This is a genomic window from Megasphaera sp. MJR8396C (genome assembly GCF_001546855.1).
In the GTDB taxonomy this organism is placed as follows: Bacteria; Bacillota; Negativicutes; order Veillonellales; family Megasphaeraceae; genus Megasphaera.
In genome coordinates, this window is sequence record NZ_KQ958206.1 from 123,326 (window position 1) to 136,292 (window position 12,967).

Here is a 12,967-nt window from a genome sequence, read left to right on the forward strand (position 1 = left end):
GAAGGCTGTTTATAAAAGAAGGGATCCTATATGACAAAGAAAAAAGTCCTGATCCTGTCGGCCTCGATCGGTACAGGCCATACACAGGCAGCACGGGCTATAGAAGAATATGTCAAGACCATTCCTGAAGAATGTGATGTCGAACACGTAGATTTTCTGTCCAATGATATCTTGTCCATCGACAACATCGTCAAAGAGACGTATATTAAGATTCTCGATGTCTTTCCGCTGTTATACGATTTGATGTACTACTCGTCACAAGGGTATAAGAAAGGCCTGGCCGTCAAAACCCTCTTTGCTTGGGGACTGAAACGGCGGCTGCTCAAGGTCTTAGCCGACCGGAAGCCCGATGTCCTGGTCTTTACCCATCCGTTTCCGGCAGGGGCGGCAGCGCTTTTAAAGCGCCAGCATCGCCTGAATATTCCCTTAGTCGGCGTCATTACCGATTTTGCGATCCATCAGCTGTGGGTCTATCCTCAAATCGACGTCTACTGTGTCGCTGCGACGCAGATTAAAGACCTGCTCATCGAACAGGGCGTAGCTGCCGATAAAATCGTCGTTTCAGGCATTCCCGTGCGCAAGGCTTTTGACCAGGAACGCTGGCACTGGGATGAGGAACATCGGAATAATAAAAATATCCTTATCATGGGCGGCGGCCTGGGAATGGGCTCTATCCGGCAATCACTGGCACTCCTGGATCAACTGTCCGTCGTCGACAGCTTTACCGTCGTAACCGGCTACAACGCCGATCTCTACGATGAATTGTCGAAGATGCGCGGGGAACTGGATCATGACGTAGAAATCCTCGGTTATACCAACCAGATTTCAAAACTCATGTGCCGGGCGTCACTGCTGCTCACCAAACCGGGAGCGCTTACTTGTACAGAAGGCGCGGCGGTGCAGGTGCCGATGGTCCTATACAGTCCGATTCCGGGGCAGGAAGAGGCCAATGCCAAGTATATGCAGGCTAAAGGCTGTGCCGCCTGGGTGAAGAAACAGGAAGAACTGGTCTCCATCGTATCGGAATTATTTACGCATCCTGAAAAATTGGAAGCCATGTCAAAAGCCAGCCTCGACTGTCACCGCGACGGCGCACGGATTATCGGCAAAGAAATCATCCGCCTCTTACAGCCGGCAACAGATGCTGCCGTGCCGTCATCTTTGATATACGAACACTAAAGAAAAGGGCCTCCTCGGTTTCGCTCTGCGAAACAAGAGGAGTTTTTTTCTAAAAGGAGTCTTTTTTGTGGAAGTTCAATTTTTTCATGCAAGCCTGTCTGTGGGTGTCCTGATTTTTATTATGGCCGGCGGTTTTTTAGCCGGTTTTGTCGATTCCATTGCCGGTGGCGGGGGACTCGTTTCGCTTCCCGTCCTGATGGCTGCCGGCCTGCCGCCTCATTTGGCTCTGGGGACCAATAAGTTTTCGGCAACCTTTGGCGCCGTCATGAGCGCCTGGCAATTCTTTAAGGCCGGTAAAGTCGATCGGCATTTGATGAAACGGGCCTTACCCTGTACTTTTATAGGGGCTGTGCTCGGCTGCCTGGTCATGCTGCATATGAGTGCGGAATGGCTTCAGCCGTTGATCATTCTGTCGCTGATGGCAGCGGCCGTCGTCGTCTTTACGCGGCGCAATCTCGGCTCGGTCAATACCTATGCTGGCGAGACCGGAAGAAACCTGATTCTCACGGCTCTTTTTGCCGGCGCCATCGGTTTTTATGACGGCTTTGCCGGACCCGGTACGGGGACCTTTCTCATCGTCGCCTTTGCAGCCCTGGGCTTTGATTTTGTCACCGCCGCCGGGAACGCCAAGATGCTCAATCTCATGAGCAATATAACGGCCTTCGTCATCCTGGTCTGGTCGGGGACGATTCTCTATGTCTACGGCGTCGTCATGGCCCTGTGCATCTTTACGGGCGCCTTTTTTGGCTCTCGCCTGGCCATTCGCCGGGGGACCGGTTTTGTTCGAGTCGTCATGCTCGTCGTGACGGCAGCCCTTATTGGAAAGCTGGGCCTTTCCTATTTTGGCATTCTATGAGGAGATCATGATGAATACAGCACTGATTAGCGGCGGTACGTCGGGCATCGGCCTTGCGACGGCGGCCGTCCTCCTGGACCGCGGCTGGCAAGTTGCCGTCAGCGGCAGGGACGAGGCCAAAGGGGAGGCGGCTTTACAGCAGTTGGGACCGGAAAAGGCTGTCTGTTATATAAAAGGGGACGTCAGCCGGGATGAAGACTGCCGGAACATGGTGGATGAGACGGTCCGCCGGTTTGGCAGCCTCGACGGACTGGTGACGTCGGCCGGGATCTACGAGCAGGGACTCCTTGAAAACGTAACGCCTGACGAGGTACAGCAGCTCTTTGCTGTCAATGTCTACGGGACCATTTCTCTTTGTAAATACGCCCTGCCGCACTTACGCCGCCGGCCGGGCAGTATCGTAACCGTCAGCAGTGATGCCGGCCTGCAGGGAAATATTGCCTGTTCCGTCTATGGGGCGACCAAAGGGGCTGTCGTGGCCTTTACCAAGTCCCTGGCCCTGGAAGCGGCACCGCATCAGATCCGGGTCAACTGCGTCTGCCCCGGTGACGTCGAAACGCCGATGCTTGAAAAGCAGCTGCGCGATCATCCTGACATGGAGCGAGAGACTATGAAAGAGCAGTATCCCTTGTACCGCCTGGCCCAGGCCGATGAGGTAGCCAAGGCCATTGCCTTTTTGCTCAGCGAAGATGCGTCCTTTATTACGGCAGCGGCACTTCCTGTTGACGGGGGTTTGACAAGCTGGTAGAAACATGGGAAAATATAAAATATAGTGTTTATTTCGTCAAAGAATGGGGTGTTAAAGTATGGCAAATGAAGAAAATGCAAAAACCGTAGAGCAGTTGCAGGAAGAGCTTGCCGCTTTGAAACAGGAATTGGCTGATTTCAAACAGAGTCATTCTAAACCGATCGAAGATGCTGCTAACAGTGTTGTCAAAGCCATGGAACAGACGACGGAAGACAAAGATGTCCAAGTCGAAATGCTGTGCCGCTGGGCCGCTGCCCGTGCCGGCGCCATCGTCATTGCGCCGCTTATCGGAACGGCAGCCCTCATGGCCAATGAAGTGTACCTCGTCAGCCGCATTGCCAAAGTCTACGACGTTAAATTGAGCGAACGGGCTCTGATCGCCTTCTTAGGGGCTGTCGGCAGCCGCGTAGCCGGCACCTTGCTGACGACGCTTATTCCTTTCAGCATTATCCAGGTCCCCGTCGCCGTCGGGATTACCTACAGCCTCGGCCGGGTCACTCAGCGCTGGCTCAAAGACGGTATGCCTACCGATATGGGTCCGTACATCGAAATGATGGGCGAATGGAAGGACAAAGCTCGGGAACAGGCCGATAAGCTTAAGGAAAATCCGCTGAAGAACGTTCCTCTCGGTGACGAAACAATCGATTTCATGAAGAAATGGGGCGGCGTTGCCAAAGACCGTATCCAGGACGTCAAAGAAAAAGGGGAAGAACTGTATAACTCTGTCGTTCACAAGGATGACCTGGTCGATGAAATCGTCGATGAAAAAGCGGAAGATTTGAAAGATGCCGCTGACGACGCCAAAGATGCTTTCAACGATACTGTCGATAAGGTCGTTGACTCTGACGCCATGGACAAGGCTAAGGACGTTGCCAGAGATGCTAAGGATGCAGCGGAAGACGTTAAAGACGCCGCTAAGGACGCTGTAAAAGACGCTAAGGATGCCGCCAAGGACGTTGCCAAAGATGCTAAAGATACCGCCAAGGATGTATCCGACATGGATGCCGACGATGTCGAAGAAAAGGTTAAAGAAGCTGTAGAAGAAGCTAAAAAATCCTTGGAAGACATGAAATAAGGTGAAAGCCGATGTGGAAAATACTGAGCTTTTTTGCCCAATTTTATACACCGGGCCGATTCATCATGTTCATCCGCACAGCCGGAAGAAAAGTTAAATTTTTACCGAAAATCCTGACAATTTTTTATTGCATGCAAGATAAAGACACGCCGAAGTTTATTAAACTGGCTCTGATGGGGGCTATTGGCTATGTCATCTTGCCCTTTGATCTGGTGCCGGACGTCTTTGCCGGATTTGGCTGGCTGGACGATGCCGCTGTCGTTGCTGCAGCCTTGCACTTGGCCGGGACTTATGTCAAACCGGAACACCGGGAAAAGGTACGCCGCATGTTCCCGTTCCTGAAAAGTTCGTGAGTAACCGGAGCATGATTGATAAAGGGACTGTCGCACGAGGACAGTCCCTTTATCGTTTGCATTTCAGACTTTTCCTTTGACAAACATAGGTCATCATCGTAAAATAATATGAGCGTGTATAAAGTTAGGAGTTAAGAATTTATGATTACTGTTGTTGAAAAAGTGCGGTTCTATGAAACGGACATGATGGGCATTGCTCACCATTCCAACCATATCCGCTGGTTTGAATGCGGCCGCTGTGAATATTTTGCCGCCGCCGGCCTCGACTTATTCGACCTTCTTGATCAAGGGATTACCTATCCCATTAAGAGTGTATCCTGCGAATATATCAGCCCGATCAACTATGCCGATATCATTGACATCGAGACCCGCCTGGTCAAGCTCAGCCGGGCACAGATGGTTTTTTCCTACCGTATCGTCAGTCACGATGATCACCGCCTGTTGGCGACAGGAACGACGCAGAACGTATTTGTCCACAAAGCCAGCGGAAAAGTAGCCCGCCTCGCCGATGAAGATTATAAAAAATTACAGGCCATGTACGCTGCCGAACAGGCAGATACAGACGTCGAAGGAGCCATTCATGGAAGGTAATTCACGGCCTATCGGTGTTTTTGACTCCGGTGTCGGCGGATTGACGGTCGTCGCTAAACTGCGGATGCTCCTGCCTCATGAAGATATCATCTACGTCGGCGATACCAAGCGGAACCCTTACGGGACGCGGACGCCGGCAGAAATCCTTGAGTATACCCGGGATATTCTGCGCTTCATGACCGAGCAAAAGGTCAAAGTCGTCGCCATCGGCTGCAACACCGTTACGGCCGTTGCCTATGATACCGTCGTAAAGGAAGTCGATTACCCGCTGATCGGCATGAGTCGGGGACTCAAGACGGCCCAGCAGATCAGTGCGACCCAAAAGATCGCCGTCTTCGCCACGCCGTTAACCATCTCCAATCACAGCCACCGCAAGGTCGCTGCGGCTATGGACGGCCATATTGAAATCGTTGAACAGTCCTGCCCGGCCCTGGCTAATCTCATCGAACGGGGCGTCCTCGACGGGCCTGAAATCCGCGGCCCTCTGCAGCAGTATACGGAACCGGTCCTTCGTTCCGGTGCCGATACGGCCATTTTTGGCTGCACTCATTTTCCCTTTATCCAGCCCCTCTTTGAAGAGTTTTGCGGCGATTCCATTGCTTTCGTCGATCCAGCCCATGAAATGGCCCTGGAAACGCTGGATGTCTTAAAAAAAGACGGGTTACTGAACCCGAACAAAGAAAACGGCTATTTACGCCTTTGCTTTACGGCCGAAAAGGAGCGCGGTGCCCACCTGGCAGAGCACCTCATTCCGGCCAATGAATTTACAACTGAAGAAATTACCCTCATTTAATCGTATCTATATTTTACATAAAGGAGTCTTGCGCCGTGTTTTTCTATGTCTTATTCAATGTGATCATTGCCGTCATCGGCATTGCTGCTGTCCTCTACCTGCTGTTCCGCTTCTTTGCCTGGCGGCAGGGGGATGCTCGCTTCGTTATCGATGCCCGCCATCGGAAACCCTTTGAAATGAAAGAAATTACTCAGAATCAGGCCGTCTTTGAAACGGAAGTGCCCATTCACAATGCCGGCCGTCAGCTGGGTACGATCATGGACTTTTATCCCCGGACCCTCCTTCCGCGTGAACAGTACGATAAGGTCACTGTCCAGTCCGAACTTGCCAACAAGGCAGCCGAACGCGATGACAACTACTGGGAATCGGTTATTTTTAATCCTCGCGACCGGGGCATGATTCGCGTCACCATTACCCTGGTCAGCAAAGAAGGCAACATCCGCGAAGACTTGAAGACCTTCCCCGACATGCCCATCGATCTTGTCTATCAAGTCGTATCCCGCAGCGAATGGTACATCCATAAGGCCCGTATTACCTTGAAGGCATCGGAAGTACAGCACGCATTGGAATTGAATTAGGAGGTCTTAGACAAATGGCAGAAATTGAAGTACCCGTAGAATTAGTCCCTGTAAAAACAAGAATCCTTACCGATAAAGATGATATCGTCGATGTCATCGAAGAATATGCAAAACACGTCGTCGGTCCCGATGACTTGGTCTGCACGGCCGAAAGTGTCGTCGCCATTACCCAGCACCGCTATACGCGTCCGGAAGAACTGACGCCGTCCTGGCAGGCCCGCCTCATGCGGCGCTTCGTCCCCGGTGAAGGCAGCATGGCCAGCCTCTATGGGATGCAGGCAGCCATGAACCTCGAAGGGGAATGGAAGATGCTGTTCTGGTTCATCGTCGGCTTCTTTGCAAAATTGGCCGGCAAGAACGGCGTTTGGTATGCAAAATGCCGTCAGGCGTCGCTTACGGATGACGTTACGGGCACCATGCCGCCTTTCGATAAATGTATCGTCTACGGTCCGGCTGAACCGGATAAAGTGGCTGAAAAAATCAAACAGCGCATGGGCTGCTACGGTGCCGTCGTCGCTGACGTCAACGACCTCAAGCGCTCGGCTGTCCTCGGCCACAGCAAGGGCATCAATCCGAAGGAAATCGCTCGGATCCTCATCGACAATCCCTTTGGCAATGCGTCCCAAAAGACGCCGATTGTCGTCATTAAAAATTACGCAAAAATGCTTAAAAAATAAGACCGGATAGGGGGATGTGCCGTGGCAGAAAAAATTGTACTGGCAACACATAATGCCGGAAAGATCCGGGAGTTTAAGTGTATTTTGGAGCCCTTAGGCTATGAAGCCGTTTCGGTACACGATGTCCTGCCGTCGATTACGGAACCGGAAGAAACGGGAACGACCTTTGCCGAAAACGCCCTGCTGAAAGCCTCGTATTATATGAAGGTTACGGGCCTTCCTTGTTTGGCCGATGATTCCGGGATCGCTGCCGATGCGCTTGGCGGCCGTCCCGGCGTCTACTCGGCCCGTTATGCCGGTCCCGACTGCGACGATGAGGCCAACAATGAAAAGCTCATTGCCGAACTTTCTGCGTTTCCGCCGGAAAAACGGACGGTCCATTATATTTGTTCGCTGGTCCTCATCTGGCCCGATGGCCGTACCGTACAGGCTGAAGGCAGTTGTGACGGCCTCTTTCAGGATGTCTATGTCGGCCATAACGGCTTTGGCTACGACCCTTTATTCTATGTGCCTGAAAAAGGGAAGACCATGGCCGAATTGTCTATGGACGAAAAGAATGAAATCAGTCATCGCGGGAAAGCCTTGAAGAAACTCGTCGAGGCCCTGTCATGAGTACCGTCCGGGTAGGATTGGTCAGTGACAGCCACGGCCGCTTTGAATGCCTGTCCCGCATGGCGGATAGCGCCCCCGACGTGGCCGCCTGGATTCACGGCGGCGACTACTGCGATGACGGCGAAGATTTGGCCATATACACTGGCGTGCCGGTCTATGCCGTCTTGGGCAATAATGATTATTTGAACCATACCAACGATCCGGAATGCCGCTGCGTTACCGTAGGCGGTATTCGTATCGTCGCCATTCACGGCAGCCAATGGTATGGCGAACGACGACTGCAGAAACTCATCGAATTAGGCCGGGAACAGCAGGCAAATCTCGTCGTCTTCGGCCACACCCACCGGCGCTTTATCAAGCGTGAGGGGGACTTGTGGATCGTCAATCCCGGAAGCATCGGCCTGCCCCGCGACGGGCGAAAAGGGACCTATGCCGTCGTAACCATCGAAGACGGGACCATTACGGACATCGCCTTTCATGAGATTGACCGAAAATAAGCCCTATAGGGAAGGAACTGGATACACCATTCATGAAAACGAAAAAACTCAAGCTCTACGGGTTCAACAACCTGACGAAGACTCTGAGCTTTAACATCTACGACATCTGCTATGCCGTCAGTGACGAATCGCGGCGCCAATATATCGAATACATCGACGAACAGTATAATGCTGAACGACTGACCAATATCCTGCGCAATGTGTCGGATATTATCGGTGCCCATATCTTAAACGTGGCCAGCCAAGATTACGATCCTCAGGGCGCCAGCGTTACCATCCTCATTTCTGAGGAAGAGGTCCACGATGCCGACGTCGTCTGCCATCTCGATAAGAGCCACTTGACGGTCCATACCTATCCCGAAAGCCATCCTCAAAAGGGAATCATGACCTTTCGGGCCGATATCGACGTGTCGACCTGCGGCCGTATTTCGCCGCTCAATGCCCTCAATTACCTCCTGGACAGCTTCGATTCCGACATCGTCACCCTCGACTATCGCGTCCGCGGCTTTACGCGGGATATGAACGGCAAGAAGCTGTTCATCGATCATCGCATCAATTCCATTCAGAATTATATTGCCCCGGCGACGCGGCATCGCTATGATATGATCGATGTCAACGTCTATCAGGAGAATATTTTCCATACTAAGATGGTCCTCCACGACTTTGATTTAAATAACTACCTGTTCAATATTACCAAAGACGATTTGAGTGAACGGGAACAGCAGCAGATCCGCCGCCAGGTACGGCAGGAAATGCTGGAAATCTACAACGGCCGCAATATGCCGTCTATGCGTTAAGGAGGACGAAAGCTTGGATACTAAGAAAACACTCTGTGCCATCGGAAAGGCCATGAAGAAGGGCGGACTGGTGGCTGCCTGTGACGGTAATATCAGCTACCGCCGCGACGACGGCCTTATCGTCATTACCCCGTCGGGCCTGCCCAAGGGGGAACTCCATCCGAAGGACCTTCTCCTCGTCAACTTGGACGGCATCGTTGTCGAAGGGACAGGAAAACCGTCGTCGGAAACGGCCCTCCATCTCACGATTTATCGCAAGCGGCAAGATGTTCATGCCATCATCCATGCTCATCCCGTCACGGCGACGGCCCTGACCGTAGCAGGCATTTCCTTTGCCGCCGACATCGTGACGGAAGGGGCCATGGTCTTAGGCGACGTGCCGACCGTGCCCTATGCGCCTCCTGGATCTTTGGAACTTGCCGAAGGATGTGGTGCGGCTGCTGAAACGGCGTCGGTATTCCTCATGGAACGCCACGGTGCCGTCACCGTAGGCGCCGACCTCACCGAAGCCTTCTACCGTCTCGATACGCTGGAAGCCGTGGCTAAGATGTACCGCGATTCTCTGATCTTTTCTTTGGCGAGCGGTGATAAAGGTCATACGACGACCAAGGCCAAGCCTTTGAGCTGGTATCTGAAACAGAAATAATAAAAGCTCTCGCAGATGCGAGAGCTTTTTTGTCGTACGTTGTGAGGGCGTATAGCTTATTCTTTTTTCGGTTCGACGATGTACGTCGTCTGGTTGGTGAAAATGACGTAGCCCGGGACGGCGTGAGCCGGTTTCTTGACGTGGCGCACGAGGGTGCAGTCGACTTCGACTTTAGAGCTGTCCCGCCCCTTGCTGTAATAGGCGGCGAGTTGAGCTGCCCGTTCGATTTGGGCATCGGTCGGATCGGCGTTGTGCGAGGCTAAGATGACGTGGGATCCGGGCTGGTCCTTGACGTGGAACCACAGGTCATAGGGATGAGCCCGCTTTAGGGTTAAAAAGTCGTTTTGGCGATTGTTGCGGCCGACCCAGATGGTCAGGCCGTCGGCGTCGACGGTCAAGATGTCCTGGGCCGACTCCTTCTTTTGCTTATCCTTGTTGTGGCCGCTGATGAGGTTCATCTGTTTCATTTCGGCTTTGATGTCCGTGATTTCATCCTTCGTCGTCGTATTTTCCAGGGCGTATTCGAGGGAGTAAAGGTAATCTAAATGCTGCTGGTTTTCTTCGTGGAGCTGAGCCGATATCTGTTTGCGGTTGCGCAGCTTCGTATAGCGCTTGTAATAGCGATTGGCATTGTCGGTCATGGAGTAGGCCGGATCGAGGGCGATGGTGACGTCTTCCTGGTTTTCCGATAAGAGGTTCTTGACCGTCACTTGTTTTTCATGGTCGTGCTTTTCGTAAGCATAAATCATGAGCAGGTCGCCGTACAATTTATAAGTGTCGATCTTCTTGGTTTCCTTCATTTCATCGGCAATGCGCTTTATCTTACGCTTTTGTTTTTCAATGAGTTTGGCGACTTTCTTTTGCAGCTGTTCCTGTTCGCCGTTCAGGCTGCGGTGCGTGGTCTGATATTCGCTGAGGTAGGTTTCGATGAGGGGGAAGTGACGCCGCGGATACTCGGCCAGGCTGTTGAGTTCCAGGGGGAAGATGACTTCCTTGCCCTTGACGGTATAGACGTAGGCTCCGGAAATTCCGGCCAGGCGATTGCCAAAGGCTTCGACCGTACGGCACCAGGTGAAACGGTCGGCCGGCGACAGATCCTGTACGAGGGTCCCCGTATCGATGCCCGAATCATGGGACAGTTCATTGAGGACGATGGTGCTCATGCCGTTGAAACGCTTGAGCATCCACCCTTTTAAGGCTTCGTCACCGCCTGTTTCCATCATCTCCGTCAGTTCCTGGGCGGAGAAGGAAAAGGGATCCATGCGCATGAAGTTCGGCGGAAAGTCATAAGGTTCCTTGGGCGCAATGGTGCGAACGGCCTGTTTATTCTTGCCGGTCTTGATGAGGGCTTCGATGATGACGCCGTCTTCGGTGAAGATGACGTTGCTGTATTTCCCCATGAGTTCGACATGGATCTTACGGGTGACGACCTTGCCCGATATGTCGAGGACGTCGACGGCGATTTCGATCAGTCGGTCCAAGTGGAGCTGAGCAATGGAGGCGATGCGTCCGTTTTCATAATATTTCCGCAGGAACATGCAGAGTCCCGTCGGGATATCCGGCGTCGGCGGGACCGTGTCGGCAATATAGAGGCGCGGCGAGTCATCGAGGGTGATGACTAAATGGTGAAGGCCTGTATCATTAAAGATGCGGAAGTACAGGGACCGGGCGTCGAGTTGATAGATTTTAGAAATCTGGCCGCCTTGGAGAATGTCGGCCAGTTCGTTGGTAATGCAGTGTAATGTGATGCCGTCTAAGTTCATAGAAGTACCTCCTTATCTGGTACACTAAAAAATTCAATCCTTTTTATCTTACCATGTTTGATAAGGTCCTGTGAAGGGATAGAAAAAATCCCCTTCAAAAAAGAAGGGGCCGTATCGACGCAGGCTTACGTGTCATACCAAGAAAAAAGGGCCGTAGCGAGTAAGAGACATACCATAAAAGCCGCCGTGATGGGGAAGGCCCAGGACGCCGGGAAGAGAAGGGCGCAGCACAGATAGATGATGAATCCCAGCAGGGGGACGGCGATGAGCAGTGTCAAAAGGGACAGGCTAAGGGCGGAGAGGATTTCGATGAAAAGGGATATAAAGCTTTCTAAGAGGGACGAGCTTTGGTGATGGTGGCTCATGAGCAAGACCTCCTGACGGCGTGACAGACAATCCTTTACTTTTATTGTATCAGAAGGGGCGGGAATGGCAATAGGTCCTTGTGTGTGGCGCTTCAGGACATCGCCGGAAGGACGTTGAAAAGGCGGTCTGACCGAGGCAATCTATGCTGTGGCAGGGCCGATGACAGGACGGCATAGACTGATATCGGCATAAAATATTTGCAATCGAGTCGGCAGATGGGCTATAATGAGGTATTGAATAGGTTATTAAGGGGGTTCGAACATGCGAAGTATGACGGGTTTTGGCAGGGGAACCGGCAATGACGGCAAACTGGCTGTTACCATTGAAATGCGGGCAGTGAACCAACGTTTTTTGGAATTGAATATACGGATGCCTCATGCCTACCTGGCTTTGGAAGATCAATTGCGCAGCGGCATTAAGGGCGTTTTGAAGCGGGGCAAGGTCGACGTCTTTGTTACCGTTCAGGATTTGGCACCGGCAGCGCCGGATATCCAGATCGACGATGCTGCCCTGGGTGCCGTTAAAACGGCCCTTGAAGGGGCTAAGAGCCGCTTTTTTGATGGCAGTCCCGTCGTTTTAGGCGAGGTCATGGCCTTGACCAAGGACTGGTTCGTCCAGACGCCGCCGGCTATCGATACCGATGCCAGCTGGCCGCCTTTTGAAGAAGCCTTGCAGGGTGCCTTAGACAGCATGGTTGCCATGCGCCTTCGCGAAGGCGCCAATATCGGACGGGATCTGCTGTCCCGGGCCGCTGTCTTAAAAGGTCTGGTCGCAGACATTGCCGGCCGCAAGGAGGCTATGACGGCAGCTTATCAAGAACGGCTGGAAAAGAAAATCCGCCAGCTCATCGATAAAGCTCAGGCCTCCGTGCCCGACGAAGACCGACTCTTACAGGAAGTCGCCATGTATTCCGATAAGGTCGACGTTACGGAAGAAGTCGTCCGCTTTGAAAGCCATTTGAATCAGCTCCACGGCATGCTGGAAAGCGACGGCGAAGTCGGTCGAAAACTGGATTTCCTCATTCAAGAAATGAACCGCGAAGCCAATACCATCGGCTCCAAGGCCGGCGATTTATCCGTCACCGAGTCGGTGCTGCAGCTAAAGAATGAAATCGAAAAAATCCGCGAGCAGGTGCAGAATATCGAATGATGAACTTTAATTTGTTAAATATCGGCTTCGGCAATGTCGTCATGGGCGATAAGGTCGTGGCCATGATCAGCCCGGAATCGGCGCCGATCAAACGCCTTATCCAAGATGCCCGGGACGGAAACACCCTCATCGATGCGTCCTTTGGCCGCAAGACGCGGTCCGTCATCGTTATGGATAACGGCTGGATCATCTTGTCGGCCCTTCAGCCGGAAACCATTTCCCACCGTATCGTGTCGGCAGGCAGCGATGCCTTTCCCAGCGATGCAGCGGAAGAAGAAAGGGAGTAA

17 protein-coding genes are annotated in these 12,967 nt (G+C 52.6%); 15 read left to right on the plus strand and 2 right to left on the minus strand.

Annotated elements, in window-relative coordinates:
- Positions 1-30 precede the first annotated feature (30 nt).
- The 13 genes from HMPREF3201_RS09630 (at position 31) to HMPREF3201_RS09690 (ending at position 9,402) form a co-directional block, all read left to right on the plus strand.
- Entirely contained in the window at positions 31-1,179 is a 1,149-nt protein-coding gene (locus tag HMPREF3201_RS09630) for an MGDG synthase family glycosyltransferase (RefSeq protein ID WP_062412853.1), read from the plus strand.
- 67 nt (positions 1,180-1,246) lie between these two features.
- Positions 1,247-2,035, plus strand: a complete 789-nt coding sequence (locus HMPREF3201_RS09635) for a sulfite exporter TauE/SafE family protein (protein WP_062412854.1) — start codon at positions 1,247-1,249, stop codon at positions 2,033-2,035.
- 10 nt (positions 2,036-2,045) lie between these two features.
- The gene (locus HMPREF3201_RS09640) at positions 2,046-2,783 is read left to right on the plus strand and encodes an SDR family NAD(P)-dependent oxidoreductase (RefSeq protein WP_062412855.1); all 738 of its coding nucleotides are present in this window, start codon (positions 2,046-2,048) and stop codon (positions 2,781-2,783) included.
- Between the two features lie 58 nt (positions 2,784-2,841).
- Positions 2,842-3,858, plus strand: a complete 1,017-nt coding sequence (locus HMPREF3201_RS09645) for a hypothetical protein (protein ID WP_062412856.1) — start codon at positions 2,842-2,844, stop codon at positions 3,856-3,858.
- A gap of 131 nt (positions 3,859-3,989) precedes the next feature.
- Positions 3,990-4,211 carry a YkvA family protein gene (locus tag HMPREF3201_RS12030; RefSeq protein WP_227163075.1) on the plus strand — a complete coding sequence of 74 codons (222 nt, stop codon included), beginning with the start codon at positions 3,990-3,992 and terminating at the stop codon, positions 4,209-4,211.
- A gap of 141 nt (positions 4,212-4,352) precedes the next feature.
- Positions 4,353-4,802, plus strand: a complete 450-nt coding sequence (locus HMPREF3201_RS09655) for an acyl-CoA thioesterase (protein ID WP_062412858.1) — start codon at positions 4,353-4,355, stop codon at positions 4,800-4,802.
- Positions 4,792-5,595, plus strand: a complete 804-nt coding sequence (gene murI, locus HMPREF3201_RS09660) for a glutamate racemase (protein ID WP_062412859.1) — start codon at positions 4,792-4,794, stop codon at positions 5,593-5,595. The genes HMPREF3201_RS09655 and murI overlap by 11 nt, the downstream gene beginning before the upstream one ends.
- A gap of 35 nt (positions 5,596-5,630) precedes the next feature.
- Positions 5,631-6,173: a hypothetical protein gene (locus HMPREF3201_RS09665; RefSeq protein ID WP_062412860.1), complete on the plus strand. Its 543-nt coding sequence runs from the start codon at positions 5,631-5,633 to the stop codon at positions 6,171-6,173.
- A 14-nt stretch (positions 6,174-6,187) separates the two neighbouring features.
- Positions 6,188-6,850: a coenzyme F420-0:L-glutamate ligase gene (locus tag HMPREF3201_RS09670; RefSeq protein WP_062412861.1), complete on the plus strand. Its 663-nt coding sequence runs from the start codon at positions 6,188-6,190 to the stop codon at positions 6,848-6,850.
- Between the two features lie 21 nt (positions 6,851-6,871).
- The gene (locus tag HMPREF3201_RS09675; RefSeq protein WP_062412862.1) at positions 6,872-7,462 is read left to right on the plus strand and encodes an XTP/dITP diphosphatase; all 591 of its coding nucleotides are present in this window, start codon (positions 6,872-6,874) and stop codon (positions 7,460-7,462) included.
- Entirely contained in the window at positions 7,459-7,959 is a 501-nt protein-coding gene (locus tag HMPREF3201_RS09680) for a metallophosphoesterase family protein (RefSeq protein WP_062412863.1), read from the plus strand. Before HMPREF3201_RS09675 ends, HMPREF3201_RS09680 begins: the two co-directional genes overlap by 4 nt.
- Positions 7,960-7,991: 32 nt before the next feature.
- Entirely contained in the window at positions 7,992-8,756 is a 765-nt protein-coding gene (gene speD, locus HMPREF3201_RS09685; protein WP_062412864.1) for an adenosylmethionine decarboxylase, read from the plus strand.
- 13 nt (positions 8,757-8,769) lie between these two features.
- Positions 8,770-9,402, plus strand: coding sequence for a class II aldolase/adducin family protein (locus tag HMPREF3201_RS09690; RefSeq protein ID WP_072272077.1), 633 nt, complete (start codon positions 8,770-8,772; stop codon positions 9,400-9,402).
- Between the two features lie 56 nt (positions 9,403-9,458).
- Here the strand turns inward: HMPREF3201_RS09690 and HMPREF3201_RS09695 are convergent, their stop codons facing one another.
- Both HMPREF3201_RS09695 and HMPREF3201_RS09700 read right to left on the minus strand, forming a co-directional pair.
- Complete coding sequence (locus HMPREF3201_RS09695) at positions 9,459-11,165, minus strand: Rqc2 family fibronectin-binding protein (protein ID WP_062412865.1); 1,707 nt, start codon at positions 11,163-11,165, stop codon at positions 9,459-9,461.
- Positions 11,166-11,290: 125 nt separating this feature from the next.
- Positions 11,291-11,530 (minus strand): hypothetical protein, encoded by a 240-nt coding sequence (locus HMPREF3201_RS09700; protein WP_062412866.1) that lies wholly within the window; start codon positions 11,528-11,530, stop codon positions 11,291-11,293.
- 262 nt (positions 11,531-11,792) lie between these two features.
- On the opposite strand from HMPREF3201_RS09700, the gene HMPREF3201_RS09705 reads away from it, so the two are divergent.
- Both HMPREF3201_RS09705 and HMPREF3201_RS09710 read left to right on the plus strand, forming a co-directional pair.
- A complete protein-coding gene (locus tag HMPREF3201_RS09705) occupies positions 11,793-12,680 on the plus strand; it encodes a YicC/YloC family endoribonuclease (protein WP_062412867.1) in 888 nt (295 codons plus the stop codon).
- Positions 12,680-12,967, plus strand: a complete 288-nt coding sequence (locus HMPREF3201_RS09710) for a DUF370 domain-containing protein (protein WP_062412947.1) — start codon at positions 12,680-12,682, stop codon at positions 12,965-12,967. Before HMPREF3201_RS09705 ends, HMPREF3201_RS09710 begins: the two co-directional genes overlap by 1 nt.